27 protein-coding genes are annotated in these 25,686 nt (G+C 28.2%); 13 read left to right on the forward strand and 14 right to left on the reverse strand.

Annotated features, from left to right (window positions below; all coding sequences use genetic code 11):
• Positions 1-29: 29 nt before the first annotated feature.
• The 3 genes from GQ540_RS07250 to GQ540_RS07260 form a co-directional block, all read right to left on the reverse strand.
• The gene (locus GQ540_RS07250; protein WP_291799522.1) at positions 30-938 is read right to left on the reverse strand and encodes a DMT family transporter; all 909 of its coding nucleotides are present in this window, start codon (positions 936-938) and stop codon (positions 30-32) included.
• Positions 939-994: 56 nt separating this feature from the next.
• Positions 995-2,440: a glyceraldehyde-3-phosphate dehydrogenase gene (locus GQ540_RS07255; RefSeq protein WP_291799523.1), complete on the reverse strand. Its 1,446-nt coding sequence runs from the start codon at positions 2,438-2,440 to the stop codon at positions 995-997.
• 120 nt (positions 2,441-2,560) lie between these two features.
• Positions 2,561-3,967 carry a trypsin-like peptidase domain-containing protein gene (locus GQ540_RS07260; RefSeq protein ID WP_291799526.1) on the reverse strand — a complete coding sequence of 469 codons (1,407 nt, stop codon included), beginning with the start codon at positions 3,965-3,967 and terminating at the stop codon, positions 2,561-2,563.
• A 157-nt stretch (positions 3,968-4,124) separates the two neighbouring features.
• Here GQ540_RS07260 and dapF point away from each other — a divergent pair, with 157 nt between their 5' ends.
• From dapF to GQ540_RS07280, 4 genes are all read left to right on the forward strand, one after another.
• Positions 4,125-4,904 (forward strand): diaminopimelate epimerase, encoded by a 780-nt coding sequence (gene dapF, locus GQ540_RS07265; RefSeq protein WP_291799528.1) that lies wholly within the window; start codon positions 4,125-4,127, stop codon positions 4,902-4,904.
• On the forward strand, positions 4,904-5,437 hold the full coding sequence (locus GQ540_RS07270) for a GNAT family protein (RefSeq protein ID WP_291799530.1): 534 nt from the start codon (positions 4,904-4,906) through the stop codon (positions 5,435-5,437). Before dapF ends, GQ540_RS07270 begins: the two co-directional genes overlap by 1 nt.
• A complete protein-coding gene (mltG, locus tag GQ540_RS07275) occupies positions 5,427-6,461 on the forward strand; it encodes an endolytic transglycosylase MltG (RefSeq protein WP_291799532.1) in 1,035 nt (344 codons plus the stop codon). The genes GQ540_RS07270 and mltG overlap by 11 nt, the downstream gene beginning before the upstream one ends.
• A gap of 195 nt (positions 6,462-6,656) precedes the next feature.
• Positions 6,657-7,274 (forward strand): peptidoglycan-binding protein LysM, encoded by a 618-nt coding sequence (locus tag GQ540_RS07280; protein ID WP_291799534.1) that lies wholly within the window; start codon positions 6,657-6,659, stop codon positions 7,272-7,274.
• Between the two features lie 61 nt (positions 7,275-7,335).
• On the opposite strand, the gene GQ540_RS07285 is transcribed toward GQ540_RS07280, so the two are convergent.
• From GQ540_RS07285 to dnaA, 3 genes are read right to left on the reverse strand one after another with little or no spacing between them, the layout of a single operon-like run.
• Positions 7,336-8,052, reverse strand: coding sequence for an SAM-dependent methyltransferase (locus tag GQ540_RS07285; protein ID WP_291799536.1), 717 nt, complete (start codon positions 8,050-8,052; stop codon positions 7,336-7,338).
• Entirely contained in the window at positions 8,045-8,506 is a 462-nt protein-coding gene (locus GQ540_RS07290) for a low molecular weight protein-tyrosine-phosphatase (protein WP_291799538.1), read from the reverse strand. Before GQ540_RS07290 ends, GQ540_RS07285 begins: the two co-directional genes overlap by 8 nt.
• Before the next feature lie 9 nt (positions 8,507-8,515).
• Positions 8,516-9,943: a chromosomal replication initiator protein DnaA gene (dnaA, locus tag GQ540_RS07295; RefSeq protein ID WP_291799540.1), complete on the reverse strand. Its 1,428-nt coding sequence runs from the start codon at positions 9,941-9,943 to the stop codon at positions 8,516-8,518.
• A 166-nt stretch (positions 9,944-10,109) separates the two neighbouring features.
• Between dnaA and GQ540_RS07300 the strand changes: the two genes are divergently transcribed.
• The gene (locus tag GQ540_RS07300) at positions 10,110-10,517 is read left to right on the forward strand and encodes a thioesterase family protein (protein WP_291799542.1); all 408 of its coding nucleotides are present in this window, start codon (positions 10,110-10,112) and stop codon (positions 10,515-10,517) included.
• Here GQ540_RS07300 and GQ540_RS07305 read toward each other — a convergent pair.
• Positions 10,510-11,124, reverse strand: a complete 615-nt coding sequence (locus GQ540_RS07305; protein WP_367205976.1) for a YigZ family protein — start codon at positions 11,122-11,124, stop codon at positions 10,510-10,512. The genes GQ540_RS07300 and GQ540_RS07305 overlap by 8 nt on opposite strands.
• A 75-nt stretch (positions 11,125-11,199) precedes the next feature.
• Here GQ540_RS07305 and GQ540_RS07310 point away from each other — a divergent pair, with 75 nt between their 5' ends.
• A complete protein-coding gene (locus GQ540_RS07310) occupies positions 11,200-12,252 on the forward strand; it encodes an isoaspartyl peptidase/L-asparaginase family protein (RefSeq protein ID WP_291799544.1) in 1,053 nt (350 codons plus the stop codon).
• Between the two features lie 6 nt (positions 12,253-12,258).
• Here the strand turns inward: GQ540_RS07310 and ribD are convergent, their stop codons facing one another.
• Positions 12,259-13,305: a bifunctional diaminohydroxyphosphoribosylaminopyrimidine deaminase/5-amino-6-(5-phosphoribosylamino)uracil reductase RibD gene (ribD, locus tag GQ540_RS07315; RefSeq protein WP_291799546.1), complete on the reverse strand. Its 1,047-nt coding sequence runs from the start codon at positions 13,303-13,305 to the stop codon at positions 12,259-12,261.
• Between the two features lie 22 nt (positions 13,306-13,327).
• Here ribD and GQ540_RS07320 point away from each other — a divergent pair, with 22 nt between their 5' ends.
• The 7 genes from GQ540_RS07320 (at position 13,328) to GQ540_RS07350 (ending at position 20,286) form a co-directional block, all read left to right on the forward strand.
• Positions 13,328-13,819: a GNAT family N-acetyltransferase gene (locus tag GQ540_RS07320; protein WP_291799548.1), complete on the forward strand. Its 492-nt coding sequence runs from the start codon at positions 13,328-13,330 to the stop codon at positions 13,817-13,819.
• Positions 13,819-14,667 carry a peptide chain release factor N(5)-glutamine methyltransferase gene (gene prmC / locus GQ540_RS07325; RefSeq protein ID WP_291799550.1) on the forward strand — a complete coding sequence of 283 codons (849 nt, stop codon included), beginning with the start codon at positions 13,819-13,821 and terminating at the stop codon, positions 14,665-14,667. The genes GQ540_RS07320 and prmC overlap by 1 nt, the downstream gene beginning before the upstream one ends.
• A 70-nt stretch (positions 14,668-14,737) precedes the next feature.
• Entirely contained in the window at positions 14,738-15,415 is a 678-nt protein-coding gene (gene trmD, locus GQ540_RS07330) for a tRNA (guanosine(37)-N1)-methyltransferase TrmD (protein WP_291799551.1), read from the forward strand.
• Between the two features lie 88 nt (positions 15,416-15,503).
• Complete coding sequence (gene rplS / locus GQ540_RS07335; protein WP_291799553.1) at positions 15,504-15,854, forward strand: 50S ribosomal protein L19; 351 nt, start codon at positions 15,504-15,506, stop codon at positions 15,852-15,854.
• Between the two features lie 780 nt (positions 15,855-16,634).
• Positions 16,635-18,860: an NADP-dependent isocitrate dehydrogenase gene (locus GQ540_RS07340; RefSeq protein ID WP_291799555.1), complete on the forward strand. Its 2,226-nt coding sequence runs from the start codon at positions 16,635-16,637 to the stop codon at positions 18,858-18,860.
• Between the two features lie 153 nt (positions 18,861-19,013).
• A complete protein-coding gene (locus GQ540_RS07345) occupies positions 19,014-19,238 on the forward strand; it encodes a DUF6095 family protein (RefSeq protein ID WP_291799557.1) in 225 nt (74 codons plus the stop codon).
• Positions 19,239-19,248: 10 nt separating this feature from the next.
• Positions 19,249-20,286, forward strand: coding sequence for a D-alanine--D-alanine ligase (locus GQ540_RS07350; protein ID WP_291799560.1), 1,038 nt, complete (start codon positions 19,249-19,251; stop codon positions 20,284-20,286).
• Here the strand turns inward: GQ540_RS07350 and GQ540_RS07355 are convergent.
• The 6 genes from GQ540_RS07355 to GQ540_RS07380 all read right to left on the reverse strand — a co-directional run.
• Positions 20,279-20,773 carry a DinB family protein gene (locus tag GQ540_RS07355; RefSeq protein WP_291799562.1) on the reverse strand — a complete coding sequence of 165 codons (495 nt, stop codon included), beginning with the start codon at positions 20,771-20,773 and terminating at the stop codon, positions 20,279-20,281. The two genes, GQ540_RS07350 and GQ540_RS07355, sit on opposite strands and share 8 nt — an antisense overlap.
• Before the next feature lie 36 nt (positions 20,774-20,809).
• Positions 20,810-21,424 (reverse strand): LysE family transporter, encoded by a 615-nt coding sequence (locus GQ540_RS07360; protein ID WP_291799564.1) that lies wholly within the window; start codon positions 21,422-21,424, stop codon positions 20,810-20,812.
• A 200-nt stretch (positions 21,425-21,624) separates the two neighbouring features.
• Complete coding sequence (locus GQ540_RS07365) at positions 21,625-23,085, reverse strand: oligosaccharide flippase family protein (RefSeq protein ID WP_291799566.1); 1,461 nt, start codon at positions 23,083-23,085, stop codon at positions 21,625-21,627.
• A complete protein-coding gene (gene wecB / locus GQ540_RS07370) occupies positions 23,085-24,164 on the reverse strand; it encodes a non-hydrolyzing UDP-N-acetylglucosamine 2-epimerase (RefSeq protein ID WP_291799568.1) in 1,080 nt (359 codons plus the stop codon). The genes GQ540_RS07365 and wecB overlap by 1 nt, the downstream gene beginning before the upstream one ends.
• Entirely contained in the window at positions 24,164-25,438 is a 1,275-nt protein-coding gene (locus GQ540_RS07375; RefSeq protein ID WP_291799570.1) for a glycosyltransferase family 4 protein, read from the reverse strand. Before GQ540_RS07375 ends, wecB begins: the two co-directional genes overlap by 1 nt.
• The coding region (locus GQ540_RS07380) for a glycosyltransferase (protein WP_291799572.1) at positions 25,435-25,686 on the reverse strand (252 nt) is incomplete at its 5' end. The genes GQ540_RS07380 and GQ540_RS07375, both read right to left, overlap by 4 nt.

The raw sequence follows: 25,686 nt of genomic DNA on the forward strand, positions 1-25,686 counted from the left end.
TTGGCTTTTTTCTTTCAAAATATTTCATATTAATGTTTATGTATTTTTTGATGTTTAATTTTTCCTAAAGCAATTAACAACAACCCAAAAATAGTAATCAAACCTCCAATTAATGCAATTGTGGGTGGAAATTGGTTAAAATAAAGATAAGAGCCTAACAATACAAAAAGTCCTTTTGTACTAGCTATTATAGCTTTTCTAGACAATGGAATGTATTGAAGAGCCAAATAACCCGTTACAACTGTTAAAAATGGCCCTAAAAGTGACCCTATAAAAATATTTTTCATAGCACTCGAAGGAATTGTTAAAGATTCATGTGTATATTTTAATGCTAGTATTGAAAAAACTAATAAAAATAGACTTCTGCTTATTGTTAATATTATTGGGTGAATTTTTTTAATGTATTTCTTAACAATCACCGCATTTATAGCTGATAGTAAACTAAAGTATAGTACATATTGTGCACCATCAATAAACATATCATTAATTCCCGATTCACCCTTGTAACTAATCACAACAGCTCCTGAAACAGCGAACACCATACCAAACATTTCTGTATAATTAAATCGTTCTTTAAGCACAATAAAACTTAAACTAATTATAAAAACAGGTGAAATATTACCAATAAAAGAAACAATAGTTGGGTTTGAAACAGTATAAATAGACTTAAAGAAAAAATATGTGCCTACAACTTCTATGGTTCCTAAAACAACTAAAACTATATAACATTTAGAATTAAGTGTTTTTAAAATTTTAAAAGACTTATGATACCAAGCGTATAGCAATATCCATAATAATCCAAACGTAAACCAATAAACACCAAATTGAGGTAAACTAACTTCATTTAAGGCTGCTTTGCTAAAAATAAAAACATTAGAAACAGCAATTACAGATACTAATGCCAATAAAAACCCTTTGACAGAATTTGTTATCTTCATACATCAAAGGTAATTTTATTAACTATCAAAGAAAGCAACTTTTGTTGCGACAACTACTAATAATAAGCAAATTTTCTTACTTGTGAAATATACTTTGCCAATCTAATTACCTGGTGAGCGTAACCATATTCATTATCGTACCAAACATAGAGTACCACATTTTTCCCATCACTATTAGCTATTGTTGCATTACTATCAAAAATTGCAGGCGCTGAAGCTCCCACGATATCAGAAGAAACTAACTCATTACTTAAAGAATATCTTATTTGTTCAACCAAATCTCCTTCTAAACAATATTTTTTTATTGTTGTATTTATTGTTTCTTTACTTGCAGCATTTTCTAAGCGTAAATTTAAAATTGCTAAAGAACCATTTGGTACAGGCACACGAATTGCACTTGAAGTTAATTTGCCTTCAAAAACTGGTAATGCCTTAGAAACTGCTTTTCCTGCTCCTGTTTCTGTAATTACCATATTTAGAGCTGCAGCTCTTCCTCTTCTATATTTTTTATGCATATTATCAACTAAATTTTGATCGTTAGTGTATGCATGGATAGTTTCTAAATGTCCATTAATTACTCCAAAATTATCTTCAATAACTTTTAAAACTGGTGTAATTGCATTTGTTGTACAAGAAGCTGCTGAAAAAATAGCAACTTTATTTGGGTCATAATCTGTATGATTTACTCCAAAAACAATATTTGGAACACCTTTTCCTGGCGCTGTTAACAATACTTTTGAAATTCCTTTCCCCTTTAAATGTCTTCCTAATGAAACTTCATCTCTAAAGGCTCCTGTATTATCAATCACTAATGCGTCAGAAATTCCGTATGCTGTGTAATCTATAGCTTCTGGTTCATTTGCTGAAATCACATGAACAGTTGTTCCATTAATAATCAAAGCCTTTTTATCAATATCAGCACTAACTGTTCCATGAAAATCTCCATGAACAGAATCGTTTCTTAGCAATGAAGCTCTTTTTTCTAAAACTGAAGCTGTTATTTCTCCACGCGTAACAATTGCCCTTAAACGCATAAGGTTTCCCTTACCTGTAAGTACCATTAGTTCACGTGCCAATAAACGACCAATACGGCCAAAGCCATAAAGTACCACATCTTTTGGTGTAGTTTCATTAGAATTTTTATCAACTTTTAATTTATCTTCAACAAATTCTTTTACAAAATTATGGGTATCATCTAAATGATATTCAAACACTAATTTCCCAATATCAATTTTTGATGGAGGTAAATTCAATTTTTTAATTTCTCTTGAGATTTCAACAGCGTCAAAAATTGAAATTGGTTTTTCAACAAAATCACTAGCGTATTCAATTAAATTTAGTATTTCGCTAACATTTTTATCTAATAATTGATTTCTAAATAAAATCAATTCTACAGTATTATCATACCATAAATCACTAATAATTCTAATAAGTTCTACTGTTGCTCTTCTACGCTTAGCTTGAAAAGCAAGTTCTTTTTCGTAAAGTTCGTTAAATGACATTTTAGAGTTTATTGTTAAATATTTTTGTAAAAATACCCATTTCAAACGTTTTCGCAACTTTTTTTGAAATAAAAAAACCTTTCAAAATTTGAAAGGTTTTTAAAAATATTGTTTAAAAATTTATCTAAAAATATATCGCTCCTTCTCCCCTTTTAAATTTAGCATTTCAATTCTTAGCACTGCTCCTTTAGTTTTATTTTCAATCATATTGTTTACATCGTCAACAGTAATTACTTTTTTATCATTTATAGCTGTTATCACATACCCCTTTTTTACGCCATAATATTGTAATTCTTTATTTGAAATTTGACTAATTTTAACACCGTTTTTAATATTTAATTTTTTTAATTCAGCTTTATCCAAGTTATTTAACTCTAATCCAATAGCTGAAATTCTTGCTTTTTCATTTTTTGTTAATGTAACATTTGCTATTTTTTTGGAACCTTCTCTTAAAAAAGTGATTGCTATAACATCACTTGGTCTTTTAGTTCTTAAAAATCCTTGCAAATCTGCAAACGTAGAAATTTTAACTTCATTTAACTTTATAATGATATCATGTTCTTTAAGTCCCGCTTTTGCAGCTCCAGAATTTTCTACTACTCCAGAAATATAATAACCTTCAGTGGTTTCAATATTTAAATTTTCAGCAGCTCTATTATTTAACTCACCTCCAAAAACACCTAACATTGCTTTTTGAACATTTCCAAACTCCATTAAATCTTCAATAACTTTTTTAGCAATATTTGAAGGCACTGCAAATGAATATCCTACAAAAGCTCCAGTTTGAGATGAAATTGCCGTATTAATACCAATTAATTCACCTCTAGTATTCACCAAAGCTCCACCACTATTTCCTGGGTTTACAGCCGCATCTGTTTGAATAAAAGAATCTATACTACTATTTCCATCTAAATCTCTTCCTTTTGCACTTACAATGCCTGCGGTAACTGTTGACGTTAAATTATATGGATTTCCAACAGCTAATACCCATTCTCCAACTTTAATACCATTAGAATCTCCAAAAGTTATATAAGGCAAATCTTTAGCTTCAACCTTTAATAAAGCAATATCGTTTGTAGCGTCTGTTCCAATTAATTTTGCTTTATAATTCTTCTTATTATTTAAAGTCACCTCAATTTCAGTAGCATTTTTTATTACATGATTATTTGTAATAATATAACCATCAGAAGAGATAATTACTCCACTTCCTGTTCCTACTTGTGAATATTTTTTTGTACCACTACCTTGTCCATAAAAAAACTCTGCATAAGGGTCTCTATATGTTTTTACTGAAGTATTTTTAACATGAACTACAGAATTTATAGTTTTATCTGCAGCTACAGTAAAATCTGTATTTTCTATTGAAGAAACCATAGTATTTGTATAATTTACAGGTAAACTACATAATGCATTAACTTCTTTTTGCTCAATAACCACCTGTGGTTTTTCTATAAATATCTTATAACTTCCTAAAGTAAGCGCTCCTCCAAGAGCCGAGAATAATATAACACTTAATACTTTTTTCATTGTTTTAGTTTATAAATTAAAACTCAAATTTAGAATTATTTTACGCGTAAAAATTTACTTTAACTATCTGTTAACGCTGTTTTAACTCATTTTAACATTTCAAAATCACGCATTCTATTTACTTTAAAAACTCACTTAATTTAGTACATTTGCAGTAATGAAAATACATTTTTACAAATATCAAGGAACAGGAAATGATTTTATTATGATTGATAATAGAAGCTTAACATTCCCAAAAAACAACGTTAAACTCATTCACAAATTATGCGACAGACGTTTTGGTATTGGTGCTGATGGTTTAATTTTATTAGAACCATCAAAAGAAAATGATTTTACTATGGTATATTTTAATGCTGATGGAAATGAAGGAAGTATGTGTGGTAATGGAGGAAGATGCCTTGTTGCTTTTGCAAAGCAGCTTGAAATAATAACAACAGAAACAACATTTGAAGCTGTTGATGGTTTGCACTTTGCAAGCATTAATAATAACATTGTAAGCCTTCAAATGATTGATATTGATACTATTGACATTTTTAGTGATTATTGTTTTTTAAACACAGGATCTCCCCACCATGTGAATTTCAATAAAAACGTAACAACCTTAAATGTTAAGATCGAAGGCTCAAAGATAAGATACGGAGCTCCATATTTTAAAGAAGGAACCAATGTGAATTTTGCTGAACAAACATCTAATAACTCATTTAAAGTTAGAACCTATGAACGTGGTGTTGAAGATGAAACATTAGCATGTGGAACAGGTGTTACCGCTGTTGCAATTGCGGCAAATAAAACAAATAAAACAAATGCAACCTCTATAAATATTGAGGTTTTAGGTGGAAATTTAGAAGTTTCATTTGAAAAAGAAGCTAATACTTACAAAAATGTATTTTTAAAAGGACCTGCTCAACTTGTTTTTGAAGGAAATATTTCTATTTAATGGCAATACTACTAGGAAAAAATATAAACTTACGTGCTTTAGAACCTGAAGATATAGACTTTCTATTTTCTTCTGAAAATAATGAATTATTTTGGGAAATAAGTAGCACTCAGCTGCCTTTTTCAAAATACACCTTACAAAATTATATTAAAAATGCGCATCAAGATATTTATGAAGCTAAACAATACCGTTTTGTAATTTGTGACTCTAAAAATTTACCAATTGGTATGATTGACTTATTTGATTTTAATCCTCTACACCAACGTATTGGCATTGGAATACTAATAAACCCGAAGCACCAAACTAATGGATATGGCTCTGAAGCTCTTGAAATGATTATAGATTATGCTTTCACATATTTAAATGTGCATCAAATTTATGCCAATATCACTTCAGATAATAAAAACAGTATTTCACTTTTTGAAAAATTTAACTTCAAGAAAATAGGAATAAAAAAAGATTGGATTTTTTCTAATGCTACATTTAAAGACGAAATCTCTTACCAATTAATTAATAAAAAAAATGAATCTTAAAAAACTCTTCTTCTTAATTTCCTTTTTAGTTTTAATAATTGGAGGTTTCCTTACATATAATTTTTACTCAAAAATATACAAGCCAAATACCACCAAAGAAGGTTTCTTATACATCCCAACTACTAGTAATTTTGACGATATTGAAAACTTAATTCGCCCGTTCTTAAAAAGAGTAAAACCATTTACTTGGGTTGCTAACAAAAAAAACTATCCAAACACCATTAAACCAGGAAAATATCATATTACAAAAGGTTTAAATAATAACGAATTGGTAAATTTATTACGAAGTGGTAAACAAACAACTGTAAAGTTATCATTCAACAACCAAGATACATTTGAAAAACTTGCTGGTAGAATTGCTGAACAAATTGAACCTGATTCAATTACAATTTTAAATACTTTAAACAATAATTCATTTATATCTGAAGTAGGTTTTACTATAAATACAGCGTTAAGTATGTATATTCCAAATACATATGAGTTTTACTGGAATACATCTGCTGAATCATTCAGAACTAAAATGTTAAACGAATACAATAAATTTTGGAATGCTTCAAGATTAGAAAAGGCTAAAAAACTAAATTTATCTAAAACAGAAGTAATTACACTTGCATCTATTGTTCAAAAAGAAACAGCTGCAGTTAGCGAAAGACCAATGGTGGCTAAATTGTATTTAAATAGGTTGAATGATAAATGGCCTTTGCAAGCAGATCCCACAATTATATTTGCATTAAAAAAAGAATTTGGTAATAACCTTGTCATTAAAAGAGTACTTACAAAAGATTTAGAAATTAATTCACCATATAATACTTATAAAAATAATGGTCTTCCTCCTGGTCCTATTGCAATGCCAGACATCTCTTCAATAGACGCAGTATTAAACCCTGCTTTACATAATTACTATTATATGTGTGCAAGTATTACATCAATAGGAAAACATGAATTTGCTAAAACTCTCTCGCAACACAATAAAAACGCTACTAAATATCAAAAGTGGCTTAGTAAACAAGGTGTGAACAGATAACATTTTAATATCTTTTTATTAAATTTATAATTTAACTACCATTTCTCTTTATTATTTACGTTTTTTATCAACAAAAACTTCACTTTGTTAACAATTTGTTAATTTGTTAAAATATTTTGTAAATTTGTTGTCAGATTAAAAATATACTATACATTTGCATCCTGAAATTTAGAAGGTAATTAAAACCTATAAATTATGAAAAAAATAATAGTAATTTTAAGTTTACTAACTTTAGTACTTGTTATTTCAAGTTTCTCTAAAGAAGAAAGAACACTAAACAGTAACATTACTTCTACAATAGAAATTAGTACTGTACCTAACGAAAAAGAAAGTCTTCATCAAATTTACAACATTCCATTTGTAGGTAATTCATTCAACGGTTTTAAAGAAGCTGTAGCATTTAAAGAGTCTCAAGGAAGATATCATGTTGTTAACACTCTTGGTTATTTAGGGAAATATCAATTTGGAAGAACTACTTTAGAAAGATTCAAAATATACAACACTAAACAATTTTTAAGCTCTCCAGAATTACAGGAAGATGCATTTATTGCACTTTGCTCTGTAAATAAATGGATTTTAAGAAAAGATATTAGACGAAGTGTTGGAAAAAAAATAAACGGTATTAAAATTACCGAGTCTGGTATTTTAGCTGCCGCACATTTATCTGGTGCTGGAAATGTAAAAAAATACCTTAGAAGTAATGGTAAAAAGAAATTTAAAGATGCATACGGCTCATCTATAGAACATTACTTAGAACAATTTTCAGGTTTTAATACTTCATTTATTGAAGCAAATAAAAAACCTGCTTTATAATTAGAATAATTTTTGGTTAAATTAGTAAAAAAGGTTTCTGTTTATTGCAGAAACCTTTTTTTTATTCTTTATGAATTATAAATATTGTAGGTCTTTTATGCAAATCAGGAGTTTCACTTTTCCAATCGCTAATAGTTAACGTCTTAATATATTCTGATTGTAATGTTATATCACAAGCAATACATAGTTTTGCAGTTGGCGTTAATGTACTTTTTAGATCGGCCAACATTTTTTCGTTTCTATAAGGAGTTTCAATAAAAATTTGTGATTGATTATTTTCTCTTGATAATCTCTCTAGTTTTTTTATTGCTGCTTTTCTTTCTGAAGTATCAATTGGCAAATACCCATTAAAAGCAAAATTTTGACCGTTAAAACCAGAAGACATCATTGCTAAAATTATAGATGATGGCCCAACCAAAGGAATTACTCTAATTCCTTTTTCGTGTGCTAGCTTAACTATTTCAGCTCCAGGATCGGCTATTGCTGGCACACCTGCTTCAGAAAGCAAACCGACAGAAGTGCCTGAAACACAAACATCTAAATAGGTTCTTACTTCTAATTGGTCAGCGTATTTATCTAACTTTAAAATAGTTAAAGAAGGTTGAGATTTTCGTGGTGTAATTTGTTTAATAAATCTACGAGCGGTTTTTTCGTTTTCAACAATAAAAAAATCTAATTCTTCAATTACTTTTTTTACTGATAAAGGCAAAACTTCAAGCGGTTCATTATCACCTAAAGTAGTTGGAATTAAATACAATTTTCCTTGTTCGTTATTCATTGGGGTTTATTTTTTTTGCAATAATATCGCAAGCATTATCTAACATCTCATATACCTTTTTAAAACCAAAATCTCCACCATAATAAGGATCTGGAACATCTAAATTATCATCAGGAAAAATTTCATTTAAAATAAGTTTCACTTTAGATTTCTCTACTTCATTTCTAGCTAATTTCAGTACATTTTTATAATTTAAATTATCCATCACATAAATATAATCAAATTCATCAAAATCTTGAACCAAAAATTTTCTAGCTTGTTGTTTGGAAATATCTATACCATTTTTTTTTGCAATAGCAATAGATCTAACATCGGGTTTTTCACCTTGATGATATGCGGCCGTGCCAGCAGAATCAACAATAGTTTGAGAACTATTTAGTTTATATTTTAAAATACCTTCTGCCAATGGCGAACGGCAAATATTACCGAGACAAACCATTAATACTTTGGTCATTATTATAAATTAAAATGTAAGTTTTTTTGTAATATCGTCAACATATTTTCTAAACTGCTTATCAGTTTCTGTTAAATTATCAACAGTTTTACAAGCATGAAGTACCGTTGCGTGATCTCTTTTTCCTATTTGAGAACCAATACTTGCCAATGAAGCTTTTGTCATTCTTTTAGCAAAATACATTGCTAATTGACGCGCTTGTACAATATGTCTTTTACGAGTTTTAGATTGTAAAGTTGTAACATCTAATTCAAAATAGTTAGAAACTATTTTCTGAATATAATCAATAGAAACTTCACGCTTGGTGTTTTTAACAAATTTATCAACTATTTGTTTTGTAAGCGATAATGTAAATTCTTTTCTATTAAATGAAGCTTGCGCAATCATAGAAATTAACACCCCTTCTAACTCTCTAACATTAGATTTTATATGTTTGGCTATGTATTCAACAATTTCTTCAGGCATTTCAACGCCATCTCTATACAGTTTATTTTGTAAAATTGAAATTCTTGTTTCATAATCAGGAACTTGAAGTTCAGCTGACAATCCCCATTTAAATCTTGAAAGTAAACGCTGCTCAATATCTTGCATATCAACAGGTGCTTTATCAGATGTTAAAATAACCTGTTTTCCATTTTGATGTAAATGATTAAAAATATGGAAGAATACGTCTTGTGTACCTGTTTTTCCTGATAAAAACTGAACATCATCAATTAACAACACATCAATCATTGAATAAAAATGAATAAAATCATTTCTTGTGTTTGCTTTTACTGAATCTATATATTGTTGTGTGAATTTTTCAGAAGAAATATACAAAACCGTTTTATCTGGATATTTATCTTTTATTTGAACGCCAATAGCATGTGCTAAATGCGTTTTTCCTAATCCTACTCCACCATAAATTAATAACGGATTAAATGAAGTTCCTCCAGGTTTATTTGCGACTGCCATACTAGCAGAACGTGCCAACCTGTTTGAATCTCCCTCAACAAAACTATCAAAATTATAATTTGGATTTAACTGAGACTCAATCTTAACTTTTTGAATTCCAGGTATAACAAACGGATTTCTTAATTCGCGTTTATTAAAATCTAAAGGCATTGTAATACCTTGTGGATTTATTGGGTTTCTATTTGAACTTGGAATTTTTACTGTATGCGGTTTACTGCTACTGTAATTATTTTCCATTCTAACATCATAAATCAGTTTTGCATCTTCACCTAACTGCTTAACTAATGCAACTCTTAATAACTTAATGTAGTGCTCTTCTAACCACTCATAAAAAAACTTACTTGGAACTTGAATAGTAAGTGCCTCACCAGATAATTTTATTGGTTTAATTGGTTCAAACCAAGTTTTATATGCTTGTTGTTTTATGTTATCTTGTATAAAAGATAAACATTCCCCCCAAACTGATGGTGCAGTTTTAATCATTAGTAATTATTGTAATATTTAGATTTAATTTATGCCGAATAAAAAAGCTACCCCAATAAGCTATTTTAGGCTTTACAAAAATGTGAATAAATTTCATTATAAAAAAATAAATTCTTGTTGATTATTAACTTTTTTTTACGTAACATAACAAGATTAAAATTTACAAATGATTTTTAACAAAATACAATTTAGAGTTAGGTATGCTGAAACCGATCAAATGAGTTTTGCTTATCACGGTAATTACGTGCAATACTATGAGATGGGACGTATTGAATGGCTTAGAAAATTAGACATTTCTTATAAGAAAATGGAAGAAGCTGGAGTTATGTTACCTGTAATTAGTCTAAATATAAATTATATTAAACCCGCAAAATATGATGACCTTTTAACCCTAAAAACTACATTAATAAACAACCCTCTAGTTAAAATAAAATTTGAGTTTGAAATTCACAATGAAAACAATGAACTTTTAAACACTGCAAATGTAACTTTAGCTTTTATGGATTCAATAACTAGGAAACCTGTAAGAGCTCCTAAATATCTTTTAGAAAAAATACAGCAAAATACTATTTAATTTCTGTAATTTTTAAGCAACGTAAATCTTCAAATAATTGTTGAATTTTTAAAGCTTTGGTTTTTCGAATTGAAATTACATACTCACAATTTAAATGCATTTTTTGGCTTTTAATTTCAATATTATTTTCTTTAATAATTCGCATTACTTTATTCATATCTTTATATTCAAAGAAAATTTCAAAATTTACATCTATAGTTTTTTCTACAATTTTTGAAGCTTCAATAATTAACTTAGCAGTAGTTTTATATGCATTAATAAGCCCGCCAACACCCAACTTTGTTCCTCCAAAATAGCGTACTACCACAACTAATACATTTGTTATATTAAAAGATAATAGTTGTCCGTAAATAGGCTGACCGGCTGAATTATTTGGTTCCCCATCATCATTTGCTCTATATCTAAATTCTTCAGTTCCTAGCTGCCATGCATAGCACCAATGCCTTGCTGAATAATGTTTTTTCTTTAATTCATCAATACAACCTTTAACTTCATCTTCAGAAGAAATTGGAAAAACATAGCCAATAAATTTACTGCCTCTATCTTTAAAAAGCGAATCTCCATTAGCAATATCAATTGTTCTATATGTATCTTTTTCTAAAATAATTTATAAATTTAAGAATACAAATATATCAAAACCCTAAATTTAAATTGAATATATTTGAGTTATAAATTACCAATCATGAAAAAACTAACCTTTCTATTACTTTCAAGTATTATTATATTTTCGTGCGAAACAACTTCTAACAAAAAAGAAGCTGAAGCAAAACAAAGAGAACCAAACTCCTTTTCAATAGTTATTCATGGAGGCGCTGGAGGAATTAAACGAGAGTATTTTACCCACGAACAACAAGAAGCTTATTCAAAAAAATTAGAAGAAGCTTTAAATGCAGGATATACTATCTTAGAGAATGGCGGAATCTCATTAGATGCTATCCAAGCTGCAATTAATGTTATGGAAGATTCACCATTATTTAATGCGGGTAAAGGTGCCGTATACAACAATGAAGGTAACCAAGAAATGGACGCTGCTATTATGGATGGTAACACTTTAAATTCTGGTGCTGTTGCTGGTGTTAACCACATAAAAAATCCAATTTTAGCAGCTCGAATTGTTATGGACAGCTCAAAACACGTTTTACTTTCTGGAAAAGGAGCTGAACTTATGGCTAAAAAATATGGTATTGAAATGGTTGATAGCAGTTATTTTTTCACTGAAAAGAGATTAAATCAGCTCAAAAAAATTCAAGGAAAAGAAAAAACACAATTAGACCATACAGCTTTCCTTATTAAAAATGAGTTAATTGATGATCATAAATATGGCACAGTTGGCGCAGTTGCAATTGATAAAAATGGAAATATTGCTGCTGGTACTTCAACAGGCGGAATGACAAATAAAAAATATGGCAGAATTGGTGATGTACCAATAATTGGAGCAGGAACTTACGCTAATAATTTAACCTGTGGAATATCAGCAACTGGAACTGGTGAATATTTTATGAGAACTGTAGCAGTTCATGAGGTTTCAAGCTTAATACAATATAAAGGTATGACTGCTAAAGAAGCTCTTCATGAAGTTTTATTCAATCAAATTGGGCCACTTGGAGGTGAAGGCGGAATGATATTGATGGATAAAAATGGAGATGTTTCTTGGGATTTTAATTCAACAGGAATGTTTAGAGGTTATAAAAAATCTGATGGAGATACTAAAATAGAAATGTTTGAGCAACCTTAATAATTTCTAATTTTTATAAATTTTCAAAGCATCAGTTGAAATTTTCTTGATTTCAATTGGTGCTTTTTTCAACTTAGGAGCTTTTAAACCCGTTTTAAAATTTGCATCACCTACAAAAACAAAAGCTTCATCCCATACATTTACATCAATAAAACTTTGTAACGTTTTTGCTCCCCCTTCAATAATTACAGATTGTATTTCATACTTAAATAAAACATCACAAATTTGTTTTGGTAAGTTTTCATTAAAATTAATTATTTCAAACAACACATTATTATAGGTACTCTTTTCATATTTATTTTCAGTAAATACAATGGTTTGTATGCTTTCATCAAATAAATTGTAATTGATGGGAATTTTTAAAGTTCTATCTAACACTACTCGAATTGGATGAATTCCAACCCAACTTCTAATATTTAAAGTAGGATTATCATTTAAAGCTGTTGTTGTTCCAATTAAAATAGCTTGCTCTTCAGCTCTCATTTTATGTGCAAATTGCTGAGAATATACATTTGAAATCCAATTTGGTGAATTTTCTGAATCCTTATTACGTAATTTATCTATAAAACCATCAGCAGTTTCTGCCCATTTTAAAATTACAAAAGGTCTTTTTTTTGTGTGAAATGTAAAAAAACGTTTATTCAATTCTTTACATTCTTCTTCTAAAACACCAACAATAACATTGCAATTGTTATTTCGCAAATGCTTAACTCCTCCTCCACTAACTTTACTATTTTCATCAATAATACCAATAACAACTTTTTTTATACCATTTTCAACAATTAAATTAGCACAAGGAGGTGTTTTACCATAATGTGAACACGGTTCTAAACTTACATAAATAGTTGCATTTTTTAAAAGGGACTTGTCACTCACCGAATTTATAGCATTCACCTCCGCATGAGGTTCACCTGCTTTTTTATGCCAACCTTCACCAATAATTGAATTATTTAATACAATTACGCTTCCAACCATTGGATTTGGATACGTTTTTCCTAAACCATTTTTAGCAAGTTCTATGCAACGTTTTATATATTTTTCGTGTATATTCACAGCGTAAAAATAACATTTTAAAATGACTCACAACAACTTTAAAATTAGAGAAATTCAACCTAAAGATAATCCGAAAATTGCACAGGCAGTTAGAGATATTTTAATTGAATTTGGAGTACCCAAAGTTGGAACTGCCTATGCAGATAAAATTTTAGATACATTATATGAAGCGTATCAATTTGAAAAAACTGTTTATTATGTTATTGAAAAAAATGGTGAAATTTATGGAGGTGCAGGCATAAAACAACTTGATAATTTTGAGGGAAATGTGTGTGAACTTCAAAAAATGTATTTTTTACCTGAAGCACGTGGTTATGGATTGGGTAGTAAAATGATGGAAATTTGCTTAAATAAAGCCAAAGAATATGGATTTGAGCAATGCTATTTAGAAACACTACCTTATATGGAAGATGCAAGAAAACTGTATAGAAAAGTCGGTTTTAAAGATTTAGACGCTCCAATGGGCGATACAGGCCATTATTCTTGTAATTTATGGATGCTTAAAAGCTTATAATGCTAGTACAAAAATTTAAAAAACAGTTTTTTTTAGAACTATCAAAATTATACCCTGAAACTGAAATTCAGTCCTTTTTCAACATATTAATTCAACATAAATTGAATTTATCTCGTGTTGATTTAGCACTTCAATCTTCTTTAGAATTTAATAATTCTGATTTAGATTTCTTTCAAAAAGCGCTAAAAGAGTTAAAAAACCAAATTCCAATTCAATATATAACAGGTGAAACTGAATTTTACGGACTTCATTTTAACGTAAACAGCAATGTTTTAATTCCAAGACCCGAAACTGAAGAATTAGTTGATTGGATTTTAAAAGACCATCAAAATTCTCCAAGTATTAAAATTCTTGATATTGGCACTGGAAGTGGTTGCATTGCAATTTCATTAGCTAAAATTTTACCCAATGCTGAAGTTTTCGCTTTAGATATTTCTGCAGAAGCTATAAAAACAGCCAAATCAAATGCGGTAATAAATAACGTAACTGTAAATTTTACTGAAGCCAATATTTTAACCTTAAGTGATTTATCAAATAAATTTGACGTTATAGTTTCAAATCCGCCTTATGTACGTGAATTAGAAAAAGAGCAAATGCAACCAAATGTTTTAGCCAACGAACCTCATTTAGCACTGTTTGTTGAAAATGATAATCCGCTACTGTTTTATAATAAAATAGCTGATTTAGCTAAATCAAGTTTGAAGAAAAATGGTCATTTGTATTTTGAAATTAATCAGTATTTAGGTGCAGAAACTGTAGAGTTATTAAAATTAAAAGATTTCAAAAATATTCAACTAAAAAAAGACATTTTTGAAGTTGATAGAATTATAAAAGCTTCATTAATATAGAAATATTAGTTCATTTCAAATATTAATTATTAATTACTACTAATTAATTTTTCCCTATTATCTTTGCAATATGCGAATTGATATTATAACCGTTTCTCCAGAATTAATTAAAAGTCCGTTTCAATTTTCAATAATTAAACGCGCAATAGACAAGAATTTAGTTGAAGTTCATTTTCATGATTTAAGAAAATATGCTTTAAATGATTACGGAAAAATAGACGATTATCAGTTTGGAGGTGGTGCTGGAATGGTTTTAATGATTGAACCTATTGATAAATGTATTTCGAAATTAAAAGCAGAAAGAGAATACGATGAGATTATTTATATGACTCCTGATGCTCCAACTTTAAACCAACAAACATCAAACACCTTATCTTTAAACGAAAATATGATTATTCTTTGCGGCCACTACAAAGGTGTAGATCAGCGCGTTAGAGAATTATTTATTACCAAAGAAATATCAATAGGCGATTATGTTTTAAGTGGTGGAGAATTAGGCGCTGCTGTTTTATGCGATACAATTATACGATTAATACCTGGTGTTTTGGGTGATGAAACATCAGCCTTAACAGATTCTTTTCAAGACGATTTACTTTCGCCTCCAGTTTACACAAGACCCTCTGAATATAAAGAACTTAAAGTACCTGAAGTATTACTATCTGGTAATTTTCCAAAAATTGAAGAATGGCGAAATGATCAAGCTTTTGAACGTACAAAAAAAATTAGACCTGACTTGTTGGAAGACTAATATTTTTTACTAAATTTGCATTCTCAAAATTAACCTCTGACGAAAATCGTGAATGTTGATTATTGGTAAAACCCATTAAAAGTTAAAAATGGAAAATTTAGTAAAATTTATACAAGATGAATTTGTAGCAAAGAATGAATTTCCTCAATTTCAAGCAGGAGACGCAATCACAGTATACTACGAAATTAAAGAAGGACAAAAAACACGTACACAGTTTTTTAAAGGAACAGTAATTCAAAGAAGAGGAGCTGGAGCATCTGAAACATTTACAATTAGAAAAATATCTGGTACAGTTGGTGTTGAACGTATTTTCCCAATAAACTTACCTGCAATTCAAAAAATTGAGGTTAATAAACACGGTAAAGTTCGTAGAGCACGTATTTTCTACTTTAGAGGATTAACTGGTAAAAAAGCTAGAATTACAGAGAAAAGACGTTAATTCGTTTTTAAATAAACTTATTAAAACCCGATTTGATTTTCAAATCGGGTTTTTTGTTATAAACAAATGTTTATAAGTCACGTTTATATCTTGTTAAAAACTAAACAGTTATAAATTTGGAAAATAGCTTTTTCTGTCTTTATTTTACATAAGAATTAATAGAGAGATTGAATGTGAAGTTGATAGATGCAAATTTTGAAGCTAAATTGAAATTCTCAAAATGAAATTCTAAATGTTCTTGAACATAGTTTTTAAAACTAAACTTTAAATAGTAATGTGCCCAGGTGTTTAGCATGAATAAATGGAAACATAGTTTTAAAAGCAAAAATTTAAAATAAAATTTTAAAATAAGTAGTTTTTATAAATTACAACAAAGTTTTATGTTTTATTTTAAATGAAACGATTATTTAGTAAGAAGTTGCATTTGTAAGAAGACAACAAGCGGCAGTGAAAAATTTAGTTGTGGGTGATCTTTAACGAGAATAGCTAATACAATGAAAATAAAGTACCTGAAGACTTATTAGAAACCTTGTTTCAGCAAAAAGCCATGATAATGAGAAATCAATATTATGGCTTTTGTTTTTTTAGACATTATTATTCCTTCAAAATTTCATATTTATTTTTCCTTTTATAACAAAACAAAGTCCTTATTTATAACGTTTTCGCAATCAATTTTTCCATTGGTATTTAGTATATTTGTACTGCTTAAAATAATTAATTAATAACACTATAATCACTCATAAAAAAATAGGATTATAGTATTAAAAAATATAAAAAGATATGAATAAATTACCTGAAATTATTTATACAAAAACAGACGAAGCTCCTGCTTTAGCTACGTACTCATTATTACCAATAATTAAAGCTTTTACAAAAACTTCAAATATTAAGATTACAACTAAAGATATTTCATTAGCAGGAAGAATTTTAGCATTATTCCCTAATTATTTAACACCTGAACAAAGAGTTTCTGATGCTTTAGCTGAACTTGGAAAATTAGCTAAAACACCTGAAGCAAATATTATTAAATTACCTAACATCTCTGCCTCAGTACCACAGCTTATTGCTGCCATAAAAGAATTACAAGCAACTGGATTTGCAATACCTAATTATTTAGAAAATCCTAAAACAGCTGAAGAAAAAGAAATTCAAAAAAAATACAACACTGTAAAAGGTTCAGCAGTAAACCCTGTTTTACGTGAAGGGAATTCAGATAGAAGAGCTCCAAAAGCAGTTAAAAATTATGCTAAAAAAAATCCACACTCAATGGGTATCTGGTCTACAGATTCTAAAACACACGTTTCTACTATGAATGGTGGTGATTTTTTCTCTAATGAAAAATCTGTAACTGCCCCTAAAGCTGGTGATGTTAAAATTCAAATTGTAAATCAAAGTGGAAGCATTACTGTTTTAAAAGACAAAACAACGCTAAAAGCAGGTGAAATTATTGATGGAACTTTTATGAGTAAAAAAGCATTGATTAATTTTCTCAATGAAGAAATTAAAGATGCTAAAGAAAAAAACGTATTGTTTTCGTTGCATATGAAAGCAACTATGATGAAAATTTCTGATCCAATTATTTTTGGACATGCAGTAACAGTATTCTTTAAAGACATTTTTGAAAAACATAGCGCTATTATAAATAAACTTGGAGTTGATGTTAATAATGGGTTTGGAGATTTAATTAACAAAATTCAAACATTACCTGAAGCTCAAAAAAATGAAATTGAAAACGATATAAAAGCCTGTTTAGAAAACGGACCTGCAATTGCAATGGTAAATTCTGATAAAGGTATTACAAATCTTCACGTACCAAGTGATGTTATTATTGATGCTTCAATGCCAGCAATGATTCGTACTTCTGGTCAAATGTGGAACGCTGAAGGAAACCTACAAGATACTAAAACTGTAATTCCAGATAGTAGTTATGCAGGCATATACGATGCAACCATCGCATTTTGTAAAGAACATGGTGCTTTTGACCCAACTACAATGGGATCTGTACCAAACGTAGGTTTAATGGCCCAAAAAGCTGAAGAATACGGTTCTCATGACAAAACTTTTGAAATTTCAGAAAATGGTAACGTACAAATTATTGATAGTGAAGGAACTATTTTAATTGAACATACCGTTGAAAAAGGAGATATTTGGAGAATGTGCCAAGTAAAAGATGCTCCGATTCAAGACTGGATTAAATTAGCAGTTAGAAGAGCAAAAGCAAGTAATACTCCTGCTGTGTTTTGGTTAGATAAAAATAGAGCTCATGATGCTGAGATTATCAAAAAAATAAATATTTATTTACCTAAATTAGACACAACGGGTTTAGATATTCAAATTATGAATCCTAAAGAAGCAACATTATTTTCTTTAGAAAGAATTAAAAAAGGTTTAGATACTATTTCTGTTACAGGAAATGTACTACGTGATTTTTTAACAGATTTATTTCCTATTCTTGAATTAGGTACAAGTGCAAAAATGTTATCTATTGTTCCTTTAATGGACGGCGGAGGTTTATTTGAAACTGGTGCTGGAGGCTCAGCTCCAAAACATGTGCAACAATTTGTTAAAGAAGGCCATTTAAGATGGGATTCTCTAGGTGAATTTTTAGCATTGGCAGTTTCATTAGAACATTTAGGTGAAAACTATAACAACCCTAAAGCTTTAGTATTAGCTGAAACTTTAGATGAAGCAACCGATCAATTTTTAGACAATAAAAAATCTCCTTCACGTAAAGTTAATGAATTAGATAATAGAGGAAGTCATTTTTATTTAGCTTTATATTGGGCTAAAGCACTTGCTAATCAAAATAAAGATGCTGAATTAAAAGAGCAATTTACTAAAATAGCAAATGAACTTGAAACAAATGAAGCAACTATAGTAAATGAGCTAAACAGCGCTCAAGGAACTAGTATAGATACAGGAGGATATTATCATTTTGATAATAACTTAACTGAAAAATCTATGAGACCTAGTACTACATTAAATACTATTGTAGCAAGTATTTAAAATATTTTGATTGAATTTTAAAAGCGAGAATTTATATTTCTCGCTTTTTTTATGCTAAAAAAATTTAAAAGCCACTACCAAAATAAATAAGCATTTTAAAATTAACTACACTTATATAAATTTCAATTTATTACTTTTGAAAAAAATAGTAAAATGAGTACAAATAAAAACGAATTGATTAGAGGTCTAAAATATGAACTAGCTGCATTTCCTTTATTAATTCTTGGCCCTATTTTAATTACTATTGGATTTAAAGCCATTAAACAACAACAAAATTATTTATGGCTAATAGCAGGAGCATTAATAGCTGTTTCTTCAATTATTATTGGCTTCATTGGAATACGAATTATTTTAAATGCATTTTTTAACGATAAATAATTTAATGAGTTTGAGTTTTAAAAATTGGGAATATTGGCCATCATACATGTTTTATGTACCTGTAGCACCTTATGCATGTTACCTCGCTTTAAAAGCTAGAAGTTTTGGTTTTTTTTCAGCGGTGAACCCGTGTATTGAAGGCTCTGGAAATGGTTTAGAGTCTAAATATGAAACTGTACAATTAATACCTGAAAAATATAAACCAACAACAATTTTCATTAAAAAAGGTGATAAAACCTCTCATATTTTACCTCAGCTTAAAACAAACAACATTAATTATCCGCTTATTATTAAGCCAAATATTGGTTTTAGAGGTTTGTTGGTTAAAAAAATTAATTCAGAAAGTGAACTTACTGAGTATGTTCACAAATACAACTCTATAAATTTAATTCTTCAAGAATTGATCGAATATAAAAATGAATGTGGAATTTTTTATCATAGAATTCCTGGAGAAAAAAATGGAAAAATAACTTCAATTACGCTTAAAAAATATCCAACTATAATTGGTGATGGTTCTTCTTCAATTTTAAAACTAGTTAAAAATGATGCTAGAGCAAAAATGTATATCGATTTAATTTCAGAATTAAATTATGAAAGACTTCAAACTGTTCCTCTTAAAAATGAAGAAATTGTATTAAACACTATAGGAAATCATTCTAAAGGAACTCAATTTATAAATGGCAATCATTTAATAACTAAAGAACTAACCCGTTATTTTGATGATTTAAATAAAGAAATTAAAGGATGGTATTACGGTCGTATCGATATTAAATACATAAATTTTGAAGAATTAGTTAAAAGTGAAAATTTTAAAATAATTGAAATTAACGGTATAATATCTGAACCAACACATATTTACGATGCTTCAAAAGGTACTTATTTAAAAGCTTTAAAATCAATTAAAAATCATTGGAAATTAACGTATAAAATAGGAGTTAAAAACAACAAATTGAATAAAACACCTTTCACCAATTTAAACTATTTAATCCGTCTTTATATCAATTATAAAAAATATCTAAAAAAAGTAAGTGATTTAAGTGTTAATTAACAACTTTATCTCTTGGAGTAGTTGGATTAAATCCAAAATCTTCGTCGGGCAATTGTATTCCAAGCTGACAGATAATATATCCAATACTTGCAAAATGATGTATAGCGTGACTGTGTGCTTGAATTAATATAGCTGATAACGTATAATTTGCGGTTATAATTCCTAAACCTAAATCATCTGTTACCCTAACAATTTTATCAAAATCTTCATTTTTTAAAGCTTTTAAATTATTTAAAACTTCTTCAAAATAATAAATCCCATTAGCTGTAAAATTTTCCGCTAATTCATTTCTTTTTCTATTAATCAGGTTAATTTCATTTGAGTTTAATCCTTCAAAAATACAATCAAAAACATCTAAAACATGGCGCATATGCCCTCCAATACTAGAATAATAAGGTGCTATTGTAGTGTTACTATATTGTTCATTAGAAATACATTTTAAAAGTTGTATTCCTCTAAATAAATTTTTCTCAATAGCTTCAATCATATTTTTAATTTCAAGATTTCACAAATATAAAATATTTTATACCAAAACCTTTATCAAAGTTAGAATTCCCAAAGATAAAAAGAGAATGCTTAAAATTATATTAATGTTAGTCGCAATAAATGACACTTTCTTAATAATTATTTTTGCAAAAAAAACATATGTATAAAACAGTAAAAATGAACCAATTGCAGCACCAAATACAAATAAAAGAATGTAAGGTTGTTCAATTACAATTTTATTTACTGATACTAAATATATACTTAAACCTAAATAAAATGGTATTGCCAACATGTTTACCGAAGACATTAAAACACCTTTTAAAAAATATTTTTTACCAATTGTTTTTGAGTTTGATTCTATCTTTTTTTTAGATAGAAAGTAGAAAAAAATTGACAACGCAAAAAACACAAAAATTCCGGCAATTTTTAAATTATCTATTATAGTTGGATTGTTTGCAAAATAATCAGCAAAAAACAAAGCGATTCCCGCTTGTAAAAAAACAATAATAGATGCGCCTATTGCGAATTTTAGACTTTCATTTTCCCCCTTATCAATTCTTATTTTTAAAGCAGTCATATTTAGCATTCCTGGCGAAATTAAACCAAAATATGCCATAATTATTCCGTAAAAAATATGTAAAAAGTAACTCATTATTAACTTCTATTAATTTATAAAAAATCTAATATATTATTTAAAACTCAATTTAAGCTGTAACATATATTACAATTTACTTCAACTAAATAGTATACTTTTGATATGAGATTAGATTATGAATACTATACTGCTGAAAGTTAAGAATTATCTTAATTTTTCATATAAGAAATCGCTAAAATTTTATTTTAGTGGTTTTTTTATTTTAAAGAAAAATACTTTTCAAACAACCCATTAATATCTTCAGAAATTTTTATTTTTTTAATTATCATTATATATAAAACACTAATTACAATACATTTTAATAGTATATTTAGTAGTGGGTGAAAATTAAAATTCCAAAAATAAAAAGCAATAAAAATAAAGCTAACTACAAATACTATTTTAACTGTTTGAAAACTAAATGGCTGTATTTTTAGTTTAAATTTTATATAAATAATTTTAAAAATACTGTAAAACACAACTACAATTAATGTTGCTAAAGCAGCTCCTTCAATACCTATTAAATTAATTAACCATTTATTTAATAAAATTACACTAATAGCCATTGATAATGATAGGTAAAAAAATATTTTATAATATTTAGAGTTCACTAAAATAGCATTACCGGTACCTAAAGCAAGTTCCATTAATTTTGCTAATGAAATAATTAAAACAATCCAAATACCTTTAGTAAACTGAGGTTTATTAATTAGTTCATATAAATCGGCAATATTTAAATTTATTAAAAGAAAAAATAAACCACCAATAACCAATAAATTAATTGAAGTTTTTTTATACAGTATCTCAACTTCATCTATATTATTAGCATTCATTTCTTTTGCTGTAATAGGGCTTGTAATTTGCTGCATTGCTCTTGTTGGAATAGCAACTACGCTTGCAATATAAATACCAACTGAGTAATAAGCTACTTGCGCAATTTGCTCCATTTGAGGAATCATAAACTTATCAATTTCTAACAAAACACTAGCTGCAGATCCTGCTACAATAATATACATTGAAAAAGATAAAATTTCTTTTATGTTTGAAGGAAGTTTTAAAATAATAGTTGGTTTACAAATATAAAACGCATAAAGCTTCATTATTAAAGTTCTAACACCATAAACAATTACAACTGCATAAATAAATTGCTCACTTGAAAGCCATTTAAAATAAACTGCAAACAATAAAATGGAGATACAAACCCTAGCAAATATTTCTTTAATAAAATTTCCAAAAACTGAATTAAACTTAACTTTGGTCCACGCATAAAATATTTCAAAATACCCCATGAAAATAGCAGCAATAAAAATAAGCCAAGTGTATTTTTTTATCAGCATATTTTCAGAAGAAAACCAACTAGCAATAGTTTCATATAAAAAAGCACTAATTGCTGCAATTGGAATAATTATTAAAAGTGGAATTAAAGTTGATGCTATTAAAAAACCATCTTGCTCAATTTTAGTTTTATAAGAAGAATAAAATTTAATAATCGTATGCTGCATACCAAATGTAACTAAAGGCAAAATAATAGTTGCTGTTGATAATAAAAAGGTAATTAACCCAAAATAATCTTCATGCAAAAAATGAGTAAATAGAAACATGACATTAATACCTCCTACTGCAAAACCAGCAAAAAGAATAAATGTATTTATAAAAGATTGTTTTAAAACAATTCCCATTATAGTAAATTAAAAATTTCAGTATAAATTTTCTCTCCTACTCCACTTCCATACAATTCAACCTCAAAATTTGATGATGAATTTTGAAATTTATCAAAAGCATCAATCATAGCTACTTTATTACTACCTACAATTTTGGCAAAACCATGAGAAACAAGCTCAATCCATTCTGTTTCTTCTCTTGCAATAATACAATGTTTTTTATTGAAGAAAGCCTCCTTTTGAAGTCCACCACTATCAGTAATAACTAAATTACAATTTTTAAGTAATTCTAACATGTCAAAATATCCAACAGGAGTAATTGCAGTAATATTGTAAGATAAATTATGCTGTTCTAAAATTACTTTTGTTCTAGGGTGTAAAGGCAATACAACCTTTTTTTGTTTGTTAATTTGTTCTAAACCTTCAAAAATAGATTTTAAATTTTCAATACTATCTGTATTTTCCTGACGATGAATAGTTGCTAAAATAAACTCATTTTTTCTTAAATTTAACTTTGAAATAATTGAAGATTTTTCTTTTGAAGTTTCCCCATAAAACTCAAGGGCATCTTTCATAATATCACCACACTTTACAACTTTTGAAGGTAAGTTATTAATTCCTTCATTTTGTAAATTCTCAATAGCTGTGTCTGTTGGACACAACAATAAATCTGAAATTCTATCAGTTAAAATTCTATTTATCTCCTCAGGCATTTTCATATTAAAAGAACGCAAACCTGCTTCAATATGTGCTACTTTTATATTCATTTTCTTTGCTGCTAAAGCACCTGCCATCGTTGAATTTGTATCACCATAAACCACAACTAATTCTGGTTTTTCTTTAACTAACACTTCTTCAATTTTCTGCAACATTTGTCCGGTCATTGCACCGTGACTTAATCCGTTTATATCCAAATTGTATTTTGGTGTTGGAATTTGCATTTCTTCAAAAAAAACAGCACTCATATTAGTGTCATAGTGCTGTCCGGTATGAATAATAACTTCTTCAATAGTTTTATATTTAGAAATTATTCTACTTAATACTGCAGCTTTCACAAATTGAGGTCTTGCGCCTAATATGGTTACAATTTTTTTCATTAAGTAATTGTATTAATTATTTCTGAAACTTTTTTAGTTAATTTTCTTCTATGATATTGTTCAATATTTTTTGAATTAACTACTAAGTTATTTTCTTTAAATTTTGAATATAAATCTACAATTGTTTTTTTTAGCTGAATTCTATCATTAAAATTAACTACAAAACCGCTATTTGTTTTACTAATTATTTCAGCTAAATCACCATTTTTTGGAGCAATTGCCAAAATTGGACGTTTTGCCATTAAATATTCAAATATTTTTCCTGTAATTATTCCTTTTGCACTTGGCACATTATTAACTATAAGCAATAATACTTGAGATTTTTTTTGAAATTCAACAACTTCTTTATGAGAAACATAATTTATTAATTCAACATTTTCAGTTAAATTATTTTTTGAAATTTCATTTAAAATAGAATTATCTACTTTTCCTATAAGCTTTAAACTAAAATCAGTTTTAAATGCTGAATTTTCTTTAATAATCTCAGATAAAACTTCCCACAGCATGTCTGGATTTCTATCAGCATTCATTAAACCAATATGAGTTAGTGTAAATTTAGAATCTAATTTCTTAACTACTTCATTAAGTTTTCCGTCAAAACCATTAGTTATGGTAATCGTATTTTTATTGAATTTCCTATATTTTTCATTCATTGTATTTCCAACAACTAAAACAGTATCAGCATTTTTCAACACTTTTTTTTCTAATGAATGATGTTTCTCAATAGCTTTTTTTGTTAATGGTAATTGATGAAAATAATCAATTTCAGTCCAAGGATCACGGAAATCAGCAATCCATTTTATATTTAATTGCTTCTTTAAATTTAAGCCAATTAAATGCATACTGTGTGGCGGGCCAGTTGTTATAACAACATCAACTTTATTTTTTTGTAAATACTTTTTTAAATAATTAACCGATGGTTTTACCCAAAACTTACGTGCATCAGGAATAAAATAATTTGCACGAATGTATTGCATTAACTTTCCGAAAATTGATGGATTTGGATTTAAAAAACCGGCACTTTCAGTTTTCTTTTTACCAAATACCGAAAATAAATTATTAGGTTCCCAAATTGGTTGTTTTAACGTTTCTACACCCTCAGGAATATCATTTAAAAGCGATTTATCATTTATTGGGTAGTTTGGATTTTCTAAAGTATAAATAATTGGTTCAATACCAAAATCTCTAAAATATTTTACAAACTTTAACCAACGTTGCACTCCTGACCCTCCTGCTGGCGGCCAATAATATGTTATAATGAGTGCTTTTTTCATTTGCTTAAATTAGCATATAATTCAATTAATTTCTCTGAAGTTTTTTCCCAACAAAATTCATTTTCAACAAATCGTTTTCCATTTTCTCCAAAAGTATCTCTTAAATTTTTATCAGCATATAATTGCATTACTTTTTCTGAAAAATCTTCAGCATTTTTTTCTAAATGCACTAACCCTGTGTTTGTTTTTTCAATCAAGTTTTTCTGGGCAGTTGCATTACTTACCAAAACAGGTTTTGAAAAACTCAT

The organism is Lutibacter sp., from assembly GCF_013139515.1.
Lineage (GTDB): Bacteria > Bacteroidota > Bacteroidia > Flavobacteriales > Flavobacteriaceae > Lutibacter.